At 73.1% G+C, this 20,614-nt stretch carries 13 protein-coding genes; 5 read left to right on the top strand and 8 right to left on the bottom strand.

Annotation, left to right across the window (positions count from 1 at the left end; all coding sequences use genetic code 11):
- Positions 1-20: 20 nt before the first annotated feature.
- Both AB2L28_RS19900 and AB2L28_RS19895 read right to left on the bottom strand, forming a co-directional pair.
- A complete protein-coding gene (locus AB2L28_RS19900; protein ID WP_370720739.1) occupies positions 21-977 on the bottom strand; it encodes a cell wall-binding repeat-containing protein in 957 nt (318 codons plus the stop codon).
- Between the two features lie 106 nt (positions 978-1,083).
- Positions 1,084-1,554 (bottom strand): hypothetical protein, encoded by a 471-nt coding sequence (locus AB2L28_RS19895; RefSeq protein WP_370720738.1) that lies wholly within the window; start codon positions 1,552-1,554, stop codon positions 1,084-1,086.
- Between the two features lie 429 nt (positions 1,555-1,983).
- Between AB2L28_RS19895 and AB2L28_RS19890 the strand changes: the two genes are divergently transcribed.
- Positions 1,984-3,498, top strand: a complete 1,515-nt coding sequence (locus tag AB2L28_RS19890; protein WP_370720737.1) for an AAA family ATPase — start codon at positions 1,984-1,986, stop codon at positions 3,496-3,498.
- A gap of 46 nt (positions 3,499-3,544) precedes the next feature.
- Here AB2L28_RS19890 and AB2L28_RS19885 read toward each other — a convergent pair whose 3' ends face one another.
- Positions 3,545-4,219 (bottom strand): cell wall-binding repeat-containing protein, encoded by a 675-nt coding sequence (locus tag AB2L28_RS19885; RefSeq protein ID WP_370720736.1) that lies wholly within the window; start codon positions 4,217-4,219, stop codon positions 3,545-3,547.
- Between the two features lie 95 nt (positions 4,220-4,314).
- Between AB2L28_RS19885 and AB2L28_RS19880 the strand changes: the two genes are divergently transcribed.
- Entirely contained in the window at positions 4,315-5,667 is a 1,353-nt protein-coding gene (locus tag AB2L28_RS19880) for an ArnT family glycosyltransferase (RefSeq protein ID WP_370720735.1), read from the top strand.
- Between the two features lie 259 nt (positions 5,668-5,926).
- Here the strand turns inward: AB2L28_RS19880 and AB2L28_RS19875 are convergent, their stop codons facing one another.
- Positions 5,927-8,488, bottom strand: coding sequence for a cell wall-binding repeat-containing protein (locus tag AB2L28_RS19875; RefSeq protein WP_370720734.1), 2,562 nt, complete (start codon positions 8,486-8,488; stop codon positions 5,927-5,929).
- A 132-nt stretch (positions 8,489-8,620) separates the two neighbouring features.
- Positions 8,621-11,299 carry a cell wall-binding repeat-containing protein gene (locus AB2L28_RS19870; RefSeq protein ID WP_370720733.1) on the bottom strand — a complete coding sequence of 893 codons (2,679 nt, stop codon included), beginning with the start codon at positions 11,297-11,299 and terminating at the stop codon, positions 8,621-8,623.
- 516 nt (positions 11,300-11,815) lie between these two features.
- Here AB2L28_RS19870 and AB2L28_RS19865 point away from each other — a divergent pair.
- Positions 11,816-14,044 (top strand): putative bifunctional diguanylate cyclase/phosphodiesterase, encoded by a 2,229-nt coding sequence (locus tag AB2L28_RS19865; protein WP_370720732.1) that lies wholly within the window; start codon positions 11,816-11,818, stop codon positions 14,042-14,044.
- Here AB2L28_RS19865 and AB2L28_RS19860 read toward each other — a convergent pair.
- Both AB2L28_RS19860 and AB2L28_RS19855 read right to left on the bottom strand, forming a co-directional pair.
- Entirely contained in the window at positions 13,977-14,999 is a 1,023-nt protein-coding gene (locus tag AB2L28_RS19860) for a hypothetical protein (RefSeq protein WP_370720731.1), read from the bottom strand. The two genes, AB2L28_RS19865 and AB2L28_RS19860, sit on opposite strands and share 68 nt — an antisense overlap.
- A 217-nt stretch (positions 15,000-15,216) precedes the next feature.
- The gene (locus tag AB2L28_RS19855) at positions 15,217-15,633 is read right to left on the bottom strand and encodes a cold shock domain-containing protein (protein ID WP_370720730.1); all 417 of its coding nucleotides are present in this window, start codon (positions 15,631-15,633) and stop codon (positions 15,217-15,219) included.
- Between the two features lie 90 nt (positions 15,634-15,723).
- Here AB2L28_RS19855 and AB2L28_RS19850 point away from each other — a divergent pair, with 90 nt between their 5' ends.
- Both AB2L28_RS19850 and AB2L28_RS19845 read left to right on the top strand, forming a co-directional pair.
- Positions 15,724-17,970: a putative bifunctional diguanylate cyclase/phosphodiesterase gene (locus AB2L28_RS19850; protein ID WP_370720729.1), complete on the top strand. Its 2,247-nt coding sequence runs from the start codon at positions 15,724-15,726 to the stop codon at positions 17,968-17,970.
- Between the two features lie 53 nt (positions 17,971-18,023).
- A complete protein-coding gene (locus AB2L28_RS19845) occupies positions 18,024-20,363 on the top strand; it encodes a diguanylate cyclase domain-containing protein (protein WP_370720728.1) in 2,340 nt (779 codons plus the stop codon).
- On the opposite strand, the gene AB2L28_RS19840 is transcribed toward AB2L28_RS19845, so the two are convergent.
- Positions 20,353-20,610, bottom strand: coding sequence for a hypothetical protein (locus AB2L28_RS19840; RefSeq protein ID WP_370720727.1), 258 nt, complete (start codon positions 20,608-20,610; stop codon positions 20,353-20,355). The two genes, AB2L28_RS19845 and AB2L28_RS19840, sit on opposite strands and share 11 nt — an antisense overlap.
- Positions 20,611-20,614: the final 4 nt, after the last annotated feature.

Below are 20,614 nucleotides of genomic sequence, written 5' to 3'. Positions count from 1 at the left end.
GCGCCGACCCTGGCGAGGAGTCAGTTCGGCTGCGCCGCCCCCACGAAGAAGCGGTCGGACGGCTGCCGCCGGTCCAGCTCGACCTGCGTCGCCGCGGGCGTCGTCGTCCGCTGCGTCAGCAGCAGCGGCGCCCCGGTCGCGGCGGCGAAGGGGCCCGCGGCGAGGGCGTCGGGGAAGTCGTCGCCGACGGCGAGCACGACGTGCGTGCTGGTGGGGAAGAACCGGCGCCCCACCGCCACCGACGTCGCGTAGCGGTCCGCGCCGGCGAGCCGCTCGAACGTCGCCCCCTGGAACCCGAGCGCCCTGATCTGGTCGAGGACGACGTTCGAGACGGCCCTCTCGTCGCCGAGGACGATGAAGCGGCTCGGCTCCAGGGGCAGGAAGTCGTCGGTGAGGGCGGAGCGGATCGGGTCGGGCAGGCCGTCGGGGCGCACGAGCAGCACGGGCGCGCCGACGCTCCCGGCGGCCGCCGCCCCGGACAGGGCATCGGGGAAGTTCTCGCCGGTGGCGAGGAAGACGGTGTCGGGGTCGTCGAAGAGGATCTGCGCGACGACGGCCGAGGTGTCGTAGCGGTCCTCCCCGTCCAGGCGCAGGACTGAGTACCCCAGCCGCTCCAGGGCCGTCTCGACCTCGGTGCTGACCGAGGGGGTACCGCCGACGATGTAGACGCCGAACGGCTGGCGGGCCGCGAGCTCGTCGAGGGTGGACTGCGGCAGCGCGTACCGGCCGGTGAGCAGGACCCGGCTCTGGTCGGCGCCCGCGGCCGCCGCGGCGGCGAGCGCGTCGGGGAAGTTCTCCCCCGTGGCCAGGAAGACGGGCGCGTACCGCGAGCCCTCGAAGGCGCGGGAGACGGCCACGGCCGTCTCGTAGCGGTCGGCGCCGGCGAGGCGCCCGTCGGCGGCCTGGGCGGCCGGGGCGGCGGCCAGGGCCAGGACGGTGGCCGCGGCGAGGGCGGTGAGCAGGCGGCGGTGGTGCACGTGGTCTCCTCGGGTCGGCGGCGGGTTGCAGCCTGGCACGGACCTGTGCGCCGCGCGTGAGGAACGAGGGGTCCCACGGCCCGGGCGGCTCGCACCGCCCCGGGGTTCACCCGTGCCGCAGGAGGTCTCCTGCCGTCCGCGGGTCCTCGGACGCCCGCACCGGTGACCTCCGGCCGCTCACGACGACCCCCGCCAGCAGCAGCACCCCGACCGCCGCGGGCAGGCTGCGGTACACGAAGAAGGCGTGGATCTGGGAGTGGTTGCTCAGCACGCAGTACCAGGCCGGCACGACGAGCGCGGGCAGGCCGATCGCCGCGAACGCCGCGAACGCCGCGAGACCGCTCGCCCCGTGCCGGACCACGGTGAGACCGAGGAGGACGACGAGCAGCGCGGCCGAGGCGACCACGACGGGGACGGCCGTGACGGAGTGCTCGGTCCAGTACGTCCAGTTCGCGGCCACGCCCGCACCGAACGCGTGCGACACGTCACCCCCGTCGAGGCGGAACTGGCTGACCTCCTGCACGCGGGAGAACACCGACAGCCCCTGGCCGAGCGCGCCGATGAACCAGCGGAACACCCAGGTGAACCCGAACGCGGCGCGGCAGGTCGTCGACGGGGCGCGTTGACCTCTCCTCGACCGCGGGAGCATCGGGGGCCGCCCCGTTCGTCCCGGCACGTGGCCGACGACGGGCACTGCCTCCTCCGACACTGCGCAACGACTTGATGACAGAGCAGAACGTCCACGAGAGTCACAGCAGCCACACCTGTCGTCTCCGGGCCACCTTCATCGCCGGTGATCAGCGGTCTCACCTGGTCGGGACCGGTTCGTCCGCACGCAGTCCGCGGATCACCAGGGCGCCTCGTCAGACCGGATGGGCGGCCCGTGCGAGCCATCGGACGACTCCCGTGGAGCGAGTGGTCAGCGCGTTGCCCCAGGGGCAGACCAGCCGTTACGCTCCGAGTGCAACGCGATTTACTGTAAATCCGTTTATACCCAGGAGGACCGGTGTCGCTGCCCCGCCCCGACGACCTGTTCGACCGGGTGCCGCAGTGGGAGGCGCTCTCCACCCTCGTCGGCCCGCCGCGACACCGGACCGGGCTGCGCCTCGGCATCGTCTCCGGCCGTCGTCGGCACGGAAAGAGCTACCTCCTGCGCCGCCTGGTCGCCGCCGCCGGCGGGCTTTACCACCAGGCTCGGGAACTGGACAAAGCTCCTGCGCTGGACGTCTTCGCCCGGGACGTGGCCGACCACCTCGGCTACGACCCCGCAGCCGTGCGGTTCGACTCCTGGGAGACAGCCCTGCGGGTGGCCCTGGGCCTGTCGCGCCCCGACGCACGGGGACGTCGACGCCCGGGCGCCGACGTCCTCATCATCGACGAACTGCCTTACCTCCTGGCCCACTCCCCCGAGATCCCCTCCGTGCTGCAGCTCCTGCACGACGAGGTCGCCGACGACCCCCAGGCCCCGACCCCCACCGTCATCGTCTGCGGGTCTGCGCTGTCGGTCATGAACACCCTGCTCACCGGCTCGCAGCCACTGCGCGGGCGCGCACAGCTGGAGCTGACGACTCCCCCGTTCGACTTCCGGGACTCCCGCGCCTACTGGGAGATCGAGGACCCGCAGGTCGCCTTCGAACTCGACGCCGTCCTCGGTGGCACGCCCGGGTACCGCGCGCTGGTGACCGAACCACCGCCACCCCACCTCGACGGCTGGGCGGCCTGGCTGGGCCGCACGGTGCTGAACCCGGCGTCGGCCCTGTTCAACGAGAAGGCGTTCCTCCTGCGCGAGGATCCGCGCAACCTCGACCGCACGCCCTACACCTCACTCGTGCAGGCGGTGGCCGACGGACGCCGATCGCCCACCGCGATCGGTGCTGCGGTGGGCCGGGACCTCAACACGCTGCGGCACCCGTTGACCGTCCTGGAGAACGCGGGGTTCCTCGTCCGCACCGACGACGTCCTCACGGCCCGACGCCCGACCTTCTCCCTCGCCGACCCCGTCGTGCGTTTCACCCAGGTCGTCGTCGAACCCCACCGCGCCCTCCTGGAAGAGGGCGACACCACGACAGCCTGGGCCGCCGCCGCCCCCGGGTACTCCGCACAGGTGCTCGGGCCCCACTTCGAACACCTGGCCCGGACGTGGACGGCCCGGTACTCCGCAGACCGTTGGGGCACACCGGTTGGGGAGGTCGGCCCCGCGGTCCTGAACGACCCCGCCGGGCGGACCCGGCACGAGATCGACGTCCTCGCCCTCGCCCGCGGACACCGGCGCCAGGACCCGAACGCGCCCGTCATCGCCCTGGGAGAGGCGAAGGCGACCCGGCGGCCCCGCACGAGCGCCGACCTGGACCGTCTGGACGCCCTGCGTGGTCTGCTGGCCCGGTCGGGTCGGAACGTCGAGCGGACGCAGCTGGCCCTGTTCAGCAGGTCCGGTTTCGAGGTCAACCTGGTGCAGGCGTCAGCGCACCGCGCGGACGTCCACCTGATCGACCTGGCCGAGTTGTACGACGGCAGGTCGTGAACCACCGCTGAGCCGGTGCACGTCCTGGCGTCGATCGTCGACGGTGTCAGCCTGCACCCGCAGTCGAAGGTGGACGTGTTCGACCGGGGGACGTGCAGTGGTGGATCGACGGAACCACCAGCCTCCCCCGCCACGGCACCTGCTGCCCCGAAGGCCGTCGCCGCCGAGGACACCGAGACCGGCTCCCCGATGACGTCGGTGTCGGTGAGCCCGGCGCCGTGGCGGCGCAGGAACTCCTCGGTCCCGGCGGCGAGGGCATCGGTGGAGCAGCCGTTGGCCGGGCCGATGGAGATCGTGGAGAACCCGGCGGGCGCGGCGAGGCCGGAACCGGCGACGGTCGCGCCGACCGAGCCGGCCGAACCCAGCTCGTGGACGAGGGGGCGCCGACCATCGACAGGACCTGCGCGGTGGGGGCGGGGAGCGTGCCGGGTTCGACGGGCAGGACGGGGACCTTCGCGCGGAAGGCGACCGGGGAGGCGGTGAGGGCGTCGGCGGCGACCGCGGACCCGTACAGGCCGCCACGGACGAGGGCCGCCGTGCCGTAGCGGGTGGCCCCGCCGAGTCGGCCGCCGCCGTCGTCGACGGGCGAGGTCTGCGCCGCTCCGGTGGCGAGGAGGGACAGGCCGACGAGGGCGGCCAGGCCGGCACCGAGGCGCCTGGGAGTGGTGGACCCGGGGTCCCTCCGTCGACTGCTGCTCCGGTGACCAACGACAGGAGGCACCGGGAGTCGAGGTGGCACGGGCTCGGCGAGCCGGCCGCGACACCCCTGCGCGAGGGGCGGGGTCGGCCATCGGTCCCCGGTAGCGTGACCGGGCCATGACACGGACCCGACGACTGCTGACCCTCCTCGTCGTGCTCGTCGGAGCCTTCGTCTTCCTCTGGCGCCTGGGCGTGGAGTCGTCCACCGGCGACGAACTCGTCTACCGCGACGCGGGCACCGCCTACGTCCACGGCAACTTCCAGGCGAACCTGGAGCACCCGCCGCTGGCGAAGTTCCTCATCGGCCTCGGGCACCTCGCGTTCGGCGGGTCCCTCACCGCGGACCGGTTGCCGTCCGCGCTGATGGGCCTGGCCACCGGCGGGGTGCTGTTCTGCATCGCCCGGCGCATCGCGGGCCCCCGGGCTGGGCTGGTCGCGATGCTCCTCTGGTACGTCCTGCCCCTGCACCCCGGTGTGGTCGAGGCCCACGTGGGCCGGCAGGCGACGTTGGAGATGCCGCTGCTGTTCTTCACGTCCTGCGCGGTCTGGGCCGCGCAGGTCGTCGCCGCCCGCCCGGTGTGGTGGCGGTGGGCGGTGTTCGGCGCGGCCGTCGGTGCGGCGACCGCGACGAAGCTCACGGGGGCGAGCGTCGCGGTCGTGGTGCTCGCGACCTGGGCCGCGCACCCTCGGAGGGTCGGCAGGGTCCTGCTCGCCGGGGTGAGCGCCGTCGCGGTGTTCCTCGCCACGTACCTGCCGTTCGACACCGAGGCGCCGGAGGCGGTGCGGACCGTGGTGCAGTGGCAGCTCGACCACGCCGGCCGCGGTGCCGTGCAGCACGTCGCCGGGCAGAACTACGCCTTCCCACCGTGGTGGTCGGCGTGGTGGTTCCAGTCCCGCTACCTCGGGTGGGCGGCATTGGCGGCGCTGTGGCTCGGGGCGCTGCTCGGGGCCGCGCTGGTGCGGCGGGTGTCCACCGCGGTCGTCGCGACCGCCGTCGTCGGGTTCACCGTCGCGGTCGTCGCCTCACCGTTGAAACTGCCGCAGTACCACGACGTCCTCGCTCCCCCGCTCGTGGTGCTGGCCACCGTGGGGTTGACGCGATTGGCCGCGTCCCGGGCCTGGCCCGTGGCCGCGGTCCTCGCCGTCCCGCTGCTCGTCGCCGGGGTCGGGCAGCTCGCCACGGTCGCCACCACCCGCACCGCCGACTACGCCCTGCTGGCCCCGCAACTGCGGGCCCTTCCCCCCGGGACGACCGTGGTGTCCTGGGCCGACACCGGCACCCTGCAACGCGCTGCGCCGCAGGTGACGGTGATCGGTCCAGGGGCGGTGGAGTGCTCCGCGGCCCTCGTCGTGGACCCCACCATCGCGAACCGCATCCCGGGCGCCGACCTCGATCAGTGGCTGCGGCAGTGCGGTGGGACCGTCGAGCGGTTCGACCGCCTCAGTCTCGTACGACCCGTCAGCCGCTGACACAGCCCGCCCATCCTCGAAGCGGGCGACGGCGCGTTCCCCTGCCCAGGACAGGACTCGGGGGCGCGTTGTGAAGAGACTGCTCGACCGCCACGGAGTCGACGCGACCGAACGGACTCGCCGCCTGTGCACCGGTGAAGGACGAAGCCCGCCCGTCACGGCGCTGGAAGAGACTCACCGCAGAACGGGGAACAGTTCCCTCTCACCAGGTCAGCACCCCGACATCCGGTCGGGGTGCTGACCTGTCGGCCCCCAGTGCTCAGGCGGCGCTTGAGGTGTAGGCAGTCGTCGGACCGCTGGTGCCGTCGGCGTTCTGCACCGCGTTCGCCGAGACGGTGAACGTGTCGTTGCTGCTCACGGTCCCGCTGCTGACGGTCACGACCCACGTCGTGTCGGAAGTTGCCCCCGCGGTCTGCGGCGCCACCGAGAAGACCGGGTTCCCTGCCCCGGAGGAGGTCACCTCACTGTCGGTGAACCCCGAGACCGCCTGGTCGAAGGTGATCGTGAAGCTCGTGGTGTTCGGCGACCAACCACTCACTGCCGACACGCTCGGCGCTGCGGCGATCGACGCGGTGAAGGCAGTGACCGGCCCGGTGGTGCCCTGGCTGTTCACCACGCTGTTCGCGGCCAACGTGTACGTCTCACCAGCAGCCACTGGCGATGCCAGGTCGACGTGCCACTGCTGCGGACTGTGGGAGCTGACTCCCAGGATGCTCTGCCCGCCAGGGAGGGTGAAATCGCTGGCCTCGAGGCCCGTCACGCCGACGTTGAAGTCGACGTGGATGTACGACGCGCCGACGAAGAAGTTGCTGAAAGACGCAACCGGGGCGGCGAGGACGGTCTGGACGTTCGGGCTGGACGGTCCCGTCCCCCCCTGCCCGTTCACAACGGCGTTGGCGCTCAGGGTGACGGTGTTGGAGGCGGCCAAGGTCCCGCCTCCAATCGCCACCGTCCACACCGAAGCACGGCCGTTGGCGTCGAGGGTCGCGGAGGGGGTGAAGGTCAATACTCCGTTGTTGCTCGTGAGGTCTGCTGCGGTGAAGCCGCTGACCGGCTGGTCGAACGTGTAGGTCAACGACGAAGACCCTGGCTGGAGGCCGGCCACCGAGACTGTCGGCGCTGCGACGACCGGAGCCGACGTGAACCCGGTGGCAGGGCCGTTGACACCCTGAGCGTTCACGACCGACCCGGCGGCCAACGTGACGGTGTTTCCTGCCTGCAAAGTCCCCCCGGCCACGGCAAGCGTCCACGTGGCCGACCTGCCGCCGCTGGGAGCGACTGCGGTGGGCGTGAAGCTGAGAGAGCCGTTGCTGGAGGTCACCTCTCCAAGCGAGAGCCCGGAGACCGGCTGGTCGAAGGTCAGGGTGACGGAGTTGGAACCCGGGGTCAGACCCGTCGGCTGGCCGTTCACCACTGGAGCGCCGGCGATGCTGACAGGCGTCTGGGTCACGACGGTCGACGTCGCACCACCCGATGTCACGGTGATCCGGTAGACCCACGACCCCAGGGGGACGTCGTAGTCGATGAACGATCCGGATGTCACGTCCTGACCGGTGAGGTTCACCGGGGAGGACACGGCGGCGTTGCTGCTCGACACGCGCTGGACGGTGAAACTCGTGACGGGTGCTGCGCTCAGGCCGAAGCTCACGCGGACGTCGGGCTGATCGCCCTGGTTGTCGAGGTTGGCCGGGAGGCCGGCAACGGGGTTGGAGACGGGTGCGACCTGACCCGAGCTGGGTACCCCACCTCCCGAGGTGACGGCGGCGTCGGTGACGCTGGTCGAGACGGCGGAGGCGTCACCGAAGATCTGGCCACTGATGAGGTTCCCGGAATTGGCCCGCAGGTACGCCTCCGTGGCGCTGCCGAGGCTTTGCGCCGACTCTGTGAGGAGCAGGGGGTACCCCGCCTTGCCGGCTGCCGGTCCGGCGGCCAGGGCATCGACGCGGAAGCCGTTCGCCAGCCCGACCGCCGTCTTGCCGAGTCCGACGGACGTCGCGAGGTCCGACGTCGCGATGGCGACGGCAGTGGCACTGCGGTCGGTACCTTCCAGCCGGGACGCGGTGGGGACGCCCGCCGCGCTCGCCGCGGCAGACGCGGTCGCCGCGCTGATGGATTGGGTGCTTCCCAGCGCGGTGAGCGAGGTCGGCTTGAGGGATGCCAGTGCCGACGCCGAGACGCCTGGCAGGGATCCCTGGGCCGTCAGGACGATGGGAATTCCGCGGTAGCCCAACGGTGAAGCAGAAAGGGCATCAGCGGCGATGGTGGTGCCGTAGACGTCCCCGCGAGCCAGGATTGCCGCGGGCGCCGGGGCGTTCGCAGGCAGCGCAGCACGCGCCTCGGCGATGATCTTGGCTGCGGTGTCGAACCGGTCGATCCCGGAGATGCGCTTCCCGGTGGTACGGCCCGCAGTGAGTTCAGCGAACGTCGCAGTGGACACGGAGGGCTCCCCGCCGATGACGATCACCTCGGAAGGGTTGAGCGCCTCGATCGCGGCGGCCGTGGCAGCGGGGACGGAGTTCGCAGAGGTGAGGAGGATCGGAGCCTGCTTGACACCCGCCAGGTAGGACGCGCTCAATGCGTCGATGCCGTTCGTCTCACCGTTGGCAACGATGACCGTCGACGAGGCCGTCCAGTACTTCTGCGCGATCAGGGCAGCCGTCTGGTAGCGGTCGGCGCCGCCGAGGCGGGCGTCGGCCGCGCTGGGGTTGAAACCCACGGCCGCCTGTGCGGGAACTCCGGTGATTCCACCGAGGCCGACCAGCAGAGCAACCCCGGCCCCGATACCGGCTGCGCGGCGCCGGGTCTTCTGTCGCTTGTCCATCGCACTTCCTCATCTGTTCGAGCCGAAACCTGGTCGCGACGAGCGCCGCGAAGGGGAAACGAAAGGGGTCCAGCCGAGCGGACTCGACTGGACCCCTTCCTGGCGGGAGATCAGATCACTCGCGCTGCCAGATCACTCGTTGTCGATCGTGGCGTCGGTGCTGCCGGAGATGTTCCAGGCGTTGCCGTTGACGTCCTGCACACCCGACTGCGCGATGATCGTCGTCGGCAGGCTCAGGCCGGCACCCGTCCCGGCGTTGACCTGCACCCCGGTACCCAGGGTGAAGGTCAGGACGGTGTTCACCGGGTAGGAGACGCCACCGATGGTGGTCGCCGCGGTGTTCCGCGCCACCGACGTGCCGGTGGTCCCGACGATGAAGTCGATCTGCGTGCCGTCGGCGTCGCTGAGGCGGATCGTGGTGCCGTTGGCGGGGGCGTTGACCGCCTCGTTGTAGGCCACCGTGAACGTCGCACCCTGGTTGAGGGTGAGGGCGCTCCCGGCACCGTTCGTGCCCACGCGGGTGTCGACGGCCAGCGGACCGGTGGTGTCGGTGCTCGGGGCGATCGAGGCGACGTTGTTCGTCACTGCCGTGTAGTCGCCCTGGTCACCGTCGTTGACCACGGCCGCGCGGTAACGGTAGGTGCCGGCCGGCACGTCGTTGTCGACGTACTGGAAGCCAGCCGTGGCCAGGTCCGCGTCGGTGGTCGGCGAACCGACGGTGGTGTAGGTGCCCACGGTGCCGTCCGCAGCACCGTCGGTGCCACCGGTCACCAGCGCGCGCTGGATGACCACCGAGTCGTAGTCACCGGCCGCCGGGGTGACGGTGACCGTGATGTCGTTGCTCGTGGCGTTCGTGGTGCCGCGAGCGGACGTCACCGTGGTCGGGGCGGCGGGGTTGCTGTCGTTGAGGTTGAAGGTGCTGATGCCACCCGGGTCGGTCGCGTAGGAACCGGTGATGGTGTCGCCGGAGCTGAGCGCCGCCTTGAAGGCGTCCAGGCCCACCGACGCAGTACCCACCGTGAACCGGTCGTTCGCGTCAAAGGCGAACGAACGCGCCTGCAGGCCGATGGCGGCGGCCGGGTTGAGGTCCACCTCCGCGGTGAACGTGTTGCCAGCCTTGTCCACGGACGTGATTTCCGCGCCCACGGTGGCGTCGCTGCTGTCACCACCGAACGAACCGTTTGCTGCTCGCGTGGCGGTGTAGCTGGCCACACCACCGAGCCCGTAGTTCTCGGTCGCCGCCGCGTAGGCACCGGCGACGGTCGCGCTCGTCTCGAGACGGGTGCTGGGGCCACCGTTGTTGGCCGCCTGGCCGGCACCACCGTTGATGTAGACGACGGGGACGACCGAACCGGGCGCGGTGCCGTCGACGGTGAAGGTGATGCTGCCGTTGACCGGCTGCACCGTCGTCGTGCGAGCGGCAGCGATCTCCGCAGCCGTACCGGTGAAGGTCGGGCTGGCGTTGTTGACGGAGGTGATGTCGGCGTTGTCGGCACCCGGGTCGGCGGAGAACCCGCTGGCCGACGCCGTGTCCGCGCTGCTCAGGAAGGTGACCGAGCCGTCGGCCGCCGTGCGGATGGAGTTCGCGTCGACGAGCGTGATGCGGTAGGTCGTGCCCGCGGTGAGGCCGGTGACCGTGTAGACACGGTCGTCGGAAGCGCGCGTGGCCGCGTCGGTCTCGTCGGCGATCACGTAGCCGGCCGCAGCAGTCGGTGCCACCGCGATGTTCTGCAGCGTGGGGGCAGAACCACCGTTGGCGGCGGTCGTGGCCGCAGCCGCGATCGTCGGCGTCACGCTGTTGTCGTCACCGAAGACCCACGCCTTGGTCAGAGTAGCCGCGTTGGCCCGCAGGTAGGCCTCGGTACCGACACCCAGACCCACGGTGCCCTCAGTCAGCAGGATCGGGGACCCGGCGCGACCGGCGACCGGGCCGGCGGCCAGGGCGTCGATGCGGAAGCCGTTGGCGAGGGCGGCACCGGTCCGGTTGAAACCGAAGTCGGTCTCGTTGGCGATCGCAGCCGCGGTGGCGGTGCGGTCCGAGCCCTGGATGCGCTCGATGTCGGTGACGCTGGCCAGGTTGTCGACCTGGGTGTAGACCGAGTCCGAGACGGCGTTCGCGTTGCCCAGGACGTACACCTTGGTGACACCGGCGGTGTTCAGCGCAGCCAGCGTCTCGGCGGGCAGCGAGTTCTGGTTGGTGAGCAGGACCGGGATCCGGTTCTTGAAGGCGGCCGGGCCGGCGGCCAGCGCGTCGGCGGCGACCTGGCCGGCGCCGTACTGGTCACCGCGGGCGAGGAAGACCGTCTTGGGCGGGGTCACGCCGGCCTCGGTCATGACGTCGACCGCGGTCTGGAAGCGGTTCGGGCCGTCGATGCGCTGGCCGGTCTTGGTGCCGACCAGGGAGGCGTAGGTGCTGGCCGAGACCGCGTTCGTGTCACCGAGGACGATGACGGTCGTGGGGTTCAGCGACGCGATGGCGGCGGCCGTCTGGGACGGCACCGAGTCGCGCTGCGTCAGCAGGATCGGAGCGTCCTTGACGCCCGCGAGGTACGAGGCGGCGAGGGCGTCGATGCCCGTGACCTCACCGTTGGCGACGATGACGGTGGACGAGGTGGTCCAGCCGGCCAGCGCGGCCTTGGCGGCCGTGTCGTAGCGGTCGACGCCCGCGAGGCGAGCAGAAGCGGAAGAAGGATCGAAGCCAGCTGCAGCCTGGGCCGGCATGGCGGCGAAGCCGAGGCCGGACAGACCAACAAGAGCCGCGACGCCGGCCCCGATACCACGCCGGCGCAACCGGGAGGTTGCTGCGGTCACGATTGCCTCCAAGGCATGTGAAAGTGATGTTCCCCCCCGTGGGGGCCGGCCCGGTCTCGGGCCTGCGACACCATCCGCTCCGCTACTCAGCGGAGTGACTCGGTGACAGACATGAACGTACACGAGAGTCACACCAGCAACACGGGGAGTAACAGAAGATCTCGCGCCGTCCCGGCGTGTCGGGAGGGACAGACGCACCGTGACCTGCGGTTTTGCCTCCCACAGAGGATTGTCACAGTTTGGTAACGGGCAGCCTCACCCGCCTCGACGGCCCCAGGTCACCCAGACGGAGTAGTCACACCGGATGGGGTCACCGTCTTCGCACGGGCCATGACCCCGTGTGACTCATGTGGGTGACCCCCATCGGACCAGGGTGCGCTTAGCTCCTCCGGGCGGTCGTCGCCGACTGTGACGGGAACGATCACGGGACGGCTCCCTCCGCCTCCCACCCCACCGGGAGCCACGTCACGCGGTCGGCCCATCCAGCGCAGACGGCGCCGGTCCGAAGCTGTGGCCATGACGTTCCCCCGGCACGCCTGGCGCGCGGCGCTGTCCACCGCCGTGCTCGCCGTGTCCACGCCGGTGGCGCTCGCCGCGGCGGCCCGTTGGCAGGAAGGCCGGCCAGTGCTGCTGACCGTCGGCCTGGGCTGGCTGGCCGTGTCCGTCCTCATGCCCTTCCTCTCGCGGCGGGGCTCCCGCCCCGGCCTCGTCCGCTTCACCGCGGCGGGCACGCTCTGGGGTGTCGGGACGGTCCTGGCCGGCGCCTACCCGGCAGCGATGATCGGGCCGCTGTCGTTCCCGCACCTCGCCCACGCCGTCTCGCTGACCGGCCTGGCCCACATCGCCTTCCAGCAGCTCCGGCACGCGCGCGTGGCCGGCGACGACCAGCCCCTGCTCGTCGAGGCCGCCGTGTTCGGCACCGTCCTGGCCACCCTCGCGTGGGACGGGTTCGGCCGCGCCGGGTACACCGGGGACGGCTGGTGGCAGGCCAGCGCCTCCCTGGTCGTCCTCCTCACGTCCTTCGTCGCGGCCTGCGCCGCCGTCCTGGCCGTCGAGCACGCCGCCCTGCGCCTGGCCTGCCTGGGGCTCGGGCTCGGTGCCATCGCCACGCAGGTCACGGCCATCACGGCGACCACGTCCCCCCGCGTCGCCGACGTCGCCATCGTCGTCGCCGTCGTGGGCGGGACCACCCTGCTGGTCTTCCAGCCGCGCGGCGGGTTCGTCCGGCACGGCGGCGCGGCGGTGGCGCAGGCCGCCCGCCGGCTCCGCCTGGCCGTCTCCCTCCCCGGGGCGGCAGTGCTCATCGCCATGGCCGTCAACGTCGCCGAACCCCGCGCCGACGCCCTGCTGTCGGCCTACTACGGCGCCGCGGTCCTCGCGGCCGCCGTGCGCCAGGCCGCCACGGCCCGCGCCATCGACCGCACCCGCCGCACCCTGTTCTTCCAGGCCCAGCACGACCAGCTCACCGGCCTGAAGAACCGGACGGCCCTCACCGAAGCGCTCATCGAACCCGACCGCACCCAGTCCCTCGTCATCCTCGAGGTCAGCGGCCTCGACGACGTCAGCGACGTCCTCGGCGTCCCCGTCGGCGAGGACGTCCTGCGCGCCGCCGCCGCGAACCTGCGCGAGCACGTCACCCCCCTCGGCGGCTCCACCTACCGCGTCCGCCACGACGAGTTCGCCCTCCTGCTGCCCGGCAGCCCGGAAGAGGCCGTCCGGCACCTGCCGCACCTCCTGGGCGCCGTCAGCGCCGCGCCGCTGCAGGTCCCGGGGGCCGGCCGCTTCGCCGTCGAGGCCGTCGCCGGGATCGCCCGCGTCGACCGCGGAGCCCGCGCGGGCGGGGACGCGGCCCTGCCGCTCGTGCACGCCGACCTCGCGCTGCGCGACGCCCGCGCCCACCCCGGGATGCTCGGCTGGTCGGTCTACTCCGGCGCCGTCGCCGCCCAGCACGCCCGCCGCCTCCTCGTCCGCGAGCGCCTGGCCTCAGCCGTCGCCGAGGGCTGCATCGACGTGCACTTCCAGCCGATCATCGACTTCGCCACCGGCCGGGTCGTGAAGTTCGAGGCCCTCGCCCGCTGGGACGACCGCGAGCTGGGCCGCGTCTCCCCCGTCGAGTTCGTCGCCGTCGCCGAGGAGTCCAACCTCGTCGTCGCGCTCGGCGAGCACGTGCTGCGGCGGGCGGTCGGCACCGCGCACGCGGCCGGGGTCTTCGACGCGGGCGTGCGGCTCGCGGTCAACGTCTCCGTCGTGCAGCTGCAGTCGCCCGGCTTCGCCGACGTCGTCCGCGGGATCCTCACCGACCACCGCATCCCGGCGCACCTGCTGACCCTGGAGCTCACCGAGTCGGTCTTCCTGGACTCCGACTCCCCCGCCGAGCGCGTCGTCACCGACCTGGCCCGCCTGGGCTGCCAGATCGCCATCGACGACTTCGGCACCGGCTACTCCGCGTTCGGCTACCTGGACCGGCTGCCCGTGCACGTCCTGAAGATCGACCGCTCCCTCACGCAGTCGCTGACCGGGGAGGGCAACGGGCGCTCCGTCGTCACGGCCGTCGTCGACCTGGCCAACCGCCTCGGCCTCACGGTCGTCGTCGAGGGTGTCGAGACCGACGAGGAGGCCGCGATCTGCCGGTCCATGCGCGCGGGCCTGGGGCAGGGCTGGCTGTACTCGGCGGCCGTCACCGCCGACCGGATCGTCGCGGAGCTGGAGCGGGAGTACCCCGTCTCCCCCGAACCCGTGCGCTGAGGCGCACCGGGCCGGTCACCGGACGTCGCCGGAACGCCAGTGACGTGCGGGAGGTGGCGGGACCGGTACGTCCCGACCCGCCCGTTCCCGACGAACGGGTCGCAACGTACCGGTCAGCGGACGACCCGCCACGTCCGCGGACCCGGCCGCTCCAGGCCCCGTCGCCGAGCGTCGTGCGCCTCCACACCGTGCGGCGCGCGTGCTCCGGCCGGACGTCGAGCGAGGTGAAGCGGGCCACGACCAGCCCGTGACGCTCCAGGCCCTCCTGGCGCACGTGGTCCACGGTGCTCACGTCCAGCGCCAGGTGGCCCCGCCCGTCGAACTCGCCGACGACGCCCGCCTCCTCGTCGAGGAGATCGGGCCGGCCGAGGTGGTGACCGTCGAGGTCCACGACGCGGTGGTTGACGAGCGGAACCGGCAGGCCCGCGTCGAGCAGCCACAGCATCCGGAGCGCAGTCTCCTGGGGCGAGCGGACGCCCGCCACGGCCAGTGTCGCCGCCCCACGGGCCACAGGTGAGCCGTGCAACCTCGGCCGTTCCTCGAGGTGGGCGAGCACGGCGGGACCGGTCGTGACGCCGGCGGCCCACAGCGCGTCGACGGCGACGACCCCACGGCGTGGGGTCTCCGAGAGGCGCGCCAGGTCCAAACCCGTGCGCACCGCGCTCGTCACCGGCACGCCCGAGACCTCCGCGACGTCGTCCTCCCGCAGCTCCGAGCGCAGCACCCGCACACCGGGGCGGGGCCGCATCCGCCTCGTCCCCGGCACGCAGACCAGCACGGGCAACTCGGTGCCACCGGCGCGACCGTCGAGGCAGCGGGCCCCGTGCAACCAGGCCGCGGCCCAGCCGCCGACGACACCACCGGGCGGCAGGAGGGGGACGACGTCCCGGATGCGCCGCAGGACGCCCGGCGGGGCAGCGGCGTCGGCGTGGACCCCGCGGAAGGGCCGTCGCACGGCCTGGGACCGGAGCCGACTGTCCGTCACGCCACGGCGGAGGAGCTCACCTCGGCGCAGGGCCGCACCGACCAGGACGTCCGGGACCTCGCTGCGCACCGCGGCAGGGTCCCCCACGGGGCCACGATCACGCTCCGTCCCTGTGGAGGAGGGATCTTCCGGTACGTCCCGACCCGTCGCAGCGCTGCGAGCGGGTCGGAACGTACCGGTCCAGCCCTCAGCGGCGGGTGTCCTCCACCACGAACCCGCGGTCCAGCCCGTAGTCGGACAGGTAGTCGCGCACGGCGCGGACCTGGGTGGACCCGATCCCGTCGACGCTCAGCAGGATCTCGGTGACCTCGCGGCGGAACTCGCGCAGCGACACGGGGCGCTGGGACGAGGACGCGGGGCGGCGCTGCTCCGGCGGCGGGCCGCTGCGGCGGGACTCCACGCGCACGTCGGACGCCTTCGGGCCGCGCTCACCCTCGCCGAGGGTGAACTCGACCACCGCGCCGTCGAGGGGGCCGTCGTCGGCACCGCCCACGACGTCCTTGAAGTGGAAGAAGACGTCGTCGGACGCCTCGGGGGTCCGGATGAAACCGAACCCGCGGTCCTCGTCGTACGAACGGACCTTGCCCTTGGCCACTGCACCCACCACTTCCAGCTGATCGAGACCGTGCGGGTTCCATCCTCGCGCACCGCGGGAGTGGTCAAGTCCACGGCGGCGGCGTCCGACACCTCCACCGTGTCCTCCCCGCTCACCCCGACGCGCCCGACCCCGGGTCGCGTCGGCGGTGGGATCGGGCTGCTGGCGCTCGCCGGCGGGCTGACGGTGCTGGTGGTGCGGGCGACGGGGACCGTGCGGACGCCGCTGGCCGTCACCGGCATCGCCGCGATCGCCGCGGCGGCCCTCGCGCTGATCGTGCTGCACCGGGGCCGCAACTCCCGCAAGTACCTCGGGGCCGCGACGCTGTGGGGGATCGGCGCCCTCACCGCCGGCCTCCTCCCCGGCACCGGCGCCGAGACGTCCCCGCTGCCCCCGCTCGCCTTCGCCGTGGGGTCCCTGGGCCTGCTCGTCGTCCTGCTCCAGCTGCTCGTGCGGGCCCGCGCCGGCAGCGACGACCCCCCGCTCGTCGTCGACGCGCTCATGCTCGCCAGCGCCCTGGCCACCGCCGCCTGGGACGCCTTCGCCCGCACCGGCCACCACGGACCGCCGGGGTGGACGGCCGCGGTCGCCGCCGTCCTCGTCGTGAGCTCCGTCGTGGCCTGCTCGTCGATCGCGCTGGCCATCGAGCAACCCCGCCTGCGCCTGGCGGCCGCCGGGCTCACCGTCAACGGGATCGGGACGGCGCTCGCGGCGGTCTGCCACCACCACGACGCGGTCGTGGCGTCCGTCGGGTGCGCGGTCGCGGCGGTCGGCGGGGCCGTCGGCCTGCTGTGCCTGCCCCGCGACGGCGTCGTCCGCCACGGGGGGCAGACCGCCGGACGCGCGGCCCGCAGGCTCCAGGTCGCCTCCCTCGTGCCCGGCCCCGTCCTGCTGGTCGACCTCGTGCTGCTCGTCGTCGACCCGCGCGCCGACTCCGTCCTGTACGGCTTCTACGTCGCCGTCCTCGTGACGTTCACGATCCGGCACGCGGCGACGGCGCGATCGATCGACCGGACCACCACGCACCTGACGTTCCAGGCGCTGCACGACAACCTCACCGGGCTGGGGAACCGCGGGCTGCTCGAACGCGCCCTCACCGAACCCGACCACGCCTCCTGCCTGGTCCTCGTCGAACTCGTCGGGCTCGACGACGTCAACGACGTGCTCGGCGTCAGCGCCGGCGACGCCGTCATCGCCGCCGCGGCGCAGGAGGTCGGGTCCGTCGCCGGTGAGCTCGGCGGGGACGCCTTCCGCACGGCCGGCGACGAGATCGCGGTCGTCCTGCCGGGGGGACCCGCTCAGGTCCTGCGGCACGCCGAACGGGTCCTGGCCGCCGTCACGACGGCCCCCGCGAGGGTTCCCGGCGCCGCCCGGTTCCCGCTGTCGGCCGCCGCCGGGGTCGCGAACTGCCCGTTCGGCGACGACTACGACGGCACCGACGTCATGAAACCCTTCGTGCAGGCCGACATCGCCCTGCGCGAGGCCAAGCGCCACGGGCCGGGCGCGGTCTCGGTGTACTCGGGGTCGGTGGCCGCCGAGCACGCCCGCCGCAGCCTGCTGCGCGACCGGCTCACGCAGGCCGTCCGCGACGGGGTCGTCGACGTGCACTACCAGCCGGTCGTCTCGTTCACGACGGGCCGCGTCGACAAGTTCGAGGCCCTCGCCCGCTGGGACGACCCCGTCCTGGGCCCGGTCTCCCCCGTGGAGTTCATCGCCGTCGCCGAGGAGTGCAACCTCGTCGTGGCCCTCGGCGAGCACGTCCTGCGCACCGCCGTCCGCACGGCCCACGAGGCCGGGGTGTTCTCCGCCGGCGTCGGCCTGGCCGTCAACGTCTCGGTGGTCCAGCTGCAGTCACCGGGGTTCACCGACGTCGTCGTCGAACTCCTCGACCGGTACCGCGTCCCGCCGCGGCTGCTGACGCTGGAACTCACCGAGTCGGTATTCCTGGACTCCGACTCCCCCGCCGAGCGCGTCGTCACCGACCTCGCCGCCCTGGGGTGCAGCATCGCCATCGACGACTTCGGGACGGGGTACTCTGCCTTCGGGTACCTGGGCCGGCTGCCGGTGCACGTCCTGAAGATCGACCGGTCGCTGACGCGGTCCCTCACCGACGACGTCAACGGCCAGTCGGTCGTCACGTGCGTCGTGGACCTCGCCACCCGCCTCGGGCTGACGGTCGTCGTCGAGGGCGTCGAGACCGAGCAGCAGGCCGCGATCTGCCGGTTCATCTCCGCCCCCCTGGGCCAGGGCTGGCTGTACTCCCGGGCCGTGCCGCGAGAACTCCTGGGCGAGCAGCTGTCCCGCGTCCACCCCGTGCCGGACGCCCTCACCGTCGACACCGCGTGAACACCCGCGCTCCCGGGCTGTTCCCGAGGTCCGGAACTGCCGACACACACCTCGTGAACCCTCCTCCCGCCGTCGCCAGGGCCCTGGCGGTCCTGCCGGTCCGGAGCCTGGTGTTCACGGCCCTGTTCGCCGTGACGGTGTACCTGGGCCGGCTGACGGTCCTCGACGGCACCAGCCTGAGCCTCGTGTGGCCCGCCGCCGGCGTCGCGGCCGCCTGGTTCTGCCGGACGCGCCACCGCTGGCTCGACGCCGCCCTGCTCGCCGTCGTGACGGTCACCCTCAACGCCCTCACGGGCGCCGGTCCGGTGCTGCTGGCCGGTTTCGTCGTGACGAACCTCGGTCAGGCCCTGCTCTACGCGAGGTTGCGGCGCCGGTGGTCCTCCTCGACGGTGGCGCACAGCACCCGGCACCTGGCGGTCCTGCTCGGCGCCACCGCGATCGCCTGCGCCGCCGGCGCCCTGGGGGGGACCCTCACCGTCGCGGCCGCGGGCGGGGGAGCGAGCTGGCTCGGCGTGGCCGTGTGGTTCACCCGGAACCTCACGGGCATCGCCCTGCTCACCCCCGTCGTCCTGCGCCTGGAGACCGGTGTCGCCGTGGCCTGGCCCCGGACCCGCCCCGGGCGGCTGGAACTCGTCGCGGCCGTGACCGTCTCCTGCGTCACCTACGCCGGGGTGTTCTGGGGCCCCCCGGGGATCCCGCTGGCGTTCCTGCCCCTGGCGGCGACGATCTGGCTGGCCCTGCGGTTCGACACCACGCTCGTCGTCGTCACGAGCGTGGCCGTCGCCACGATCACGGTGGTCGGGACGTTCCAGGGGGCCGGCCCCTTCGCCGGCATCCACGACGACGCCGCCCGCGCCCTCGTCGTGCAGGTCCACGTCGGTTTCGTCGCCGCCCTCGGGATGGCCCTCGCGGTGGGCCGGGACGAACGCGCCGGACTCCTGGCCCGGCTCTCGGCCGCCACCACCCAGGCCCAGCGGGCGCGCGCCGACGCCGAGCGCAGCGCCCGGTTCTCCGACGCCGTCCTCACCAGCGTCGGCGCCGGCATCGTCGTCGCCGACCCCGACGGGCGCCTCCTGCTGTTCAACGACACCGCGCGCGCCTGGCACGGCCTGGACGCCGACGACAGCCTCGACCCGACCCAGCACGCCGACAACTACCACCTCTACGGTCCCGACGGCACGACCCCGCTGACGGCGGCGCAGATCCCGTTGCTGCGCACCCTCGCCGAGGGCGCCGTCAGCGGCGCCGAGATGGTCATCGACCGGCCCGGGGTGGGGTCGGTGCCGGTCGTGTGCACCGGTCGCACCGTCACCGACGGGACGGGCACCGTGCTCGGCGCGGTCGTCGCCATGCACGACACGACCGAGGTCCGCTCGCGCGAGGCCCAGCTCGCCCGCGCCAACGCGCAGCTCGGGCTGCACGCCGCCCGGGTCGAACGGCTCGCCGTCGCCTCCCGCGCCGTCCTGACCGCCGAGGACCCCCGTCGGGCCGTCTGCGAGGCCGCCGTGGAGATCGCCGACGCCCACGCCGCGTTCCTGGCCCAGCCCGACGACGGCCGGCTCGTGGTGACCGCCTCCACCGGGATGCCGGAGGGGTTCCGGCTCGACCTGGACGTGCGGCGGGACACGAGCCTGACCCTGTCGAGCTACCTGTCCCGCGAGACGCTGTTCGTCGCCGACGTGGCGCTGCACCCGCAGGCCGACACCCGCCTCGTGGCCGAGGGCCACCTGGTCTCGGGGGCGTGGCAACCCGTCGTGGACGGCGACGGCCTGGTGCTCGGCGTCCTGTGCGTCGCCTGGCGCGAGCGCGTGGCCGGCCCGGACCCGACGACCGCGGCGGTCCTGGCCGGTCTGGCGGCGGAGGCGGCGCACGCGTTCAGCCGCGCCGACCTCCTCGCCCGGCTCGCGCAGGCCGCCGAGCACGACCCGCTGACGGGCGCGGTGAACCGCCGCCGCTGGGACGTGCTGGCCCGCCAGGAGATCGCCCGGGCCACCCGCTCCGGCACGCCGCTGACCTTCGCCCTGCTCGACCTGGACCACTTCAAGCGCTACAACGACACCCGCGGCCACCTGGCCGGGGACGAGCTGCTGCGCGCCTTCACGGCGGCCGCCACGGCCCAGCTGCGGGAGGCGGACACGCTGGCCCGCTGGGGCGGGGAGGAGTTCGCCCTGCTGCTGCCGGACTGCACGGCCGCGGACGCCGTGGCCGTCGTCGACCGCATCCGCGCCGCGGTCCCGGACGGGCAGACGTGCACCGTCGGCGTGTGCGAGTGGGCACCTGGCCTGGACGCGCTCACGGTCGTCGCGGCCGCCGACCGGGCGCTGTACGCGGGGAAGGGGACCCGGGACGCGACCGTCGTGGGCACCGCCGGGCCGGTGGGCGTCAGAGCCTGACGGCCTCGGGGGTCTGCGTGACGAGCCGTTCGCGCAGGAACGTCTGCAGGTTCGCGCCGAGCGGGTCACCCGGCTGCGCCTTCTCCGGGTCGTCCAGGCCGCGCTCCCGGCGCGAGATCGCCGGGCCGTCGCGGCGCAGGGACTCCAGGAGCCGCCGCGAGTAGGTGCCGGCCAGCAGGCAGTGCAGGGCTTCGGCACGGAGGGTGTCGTCGAGACCCTCGAGCCACTCGTCGTGCGAGGCGATCACGCGA

The organism is Kineococcus mangrovi, assembly GCF_041320705.1.
Classification (GTDB): Bacteria; Actinomycetota; Actinomycetes; order Actinomycetales; family Kineococcaceae; genus Kineococcus; species Kineococcus mangrovi.
This window is presented reverse-complemented; position numbering and strand designations above follow the sequence as displayed.

Coding starts and splice junctions, on each gene's coding strand:
- AB2L28_RS19880 (WP_370720735.1), top strand. CDS start 4,315: ATGACACGGACCCGACGACTGCTGACCCTCCTCGTCGTGCTCGTCGGA.
- AB2L28_RS19875 (WP_370720734.1), bottom strand. CDS start 8,488: ATGGACAAGCGACAGAAGACCCGGCGCCGCGCAGCCGGTATCGGGGCC.
- AB2L28_RS19865 (WP_370720732.1), top strand. CDS start 11,816: ATGACGTTCCCCCGGCACGCCTGGCGCGCGGCGCTGTCCACCGCCGTG.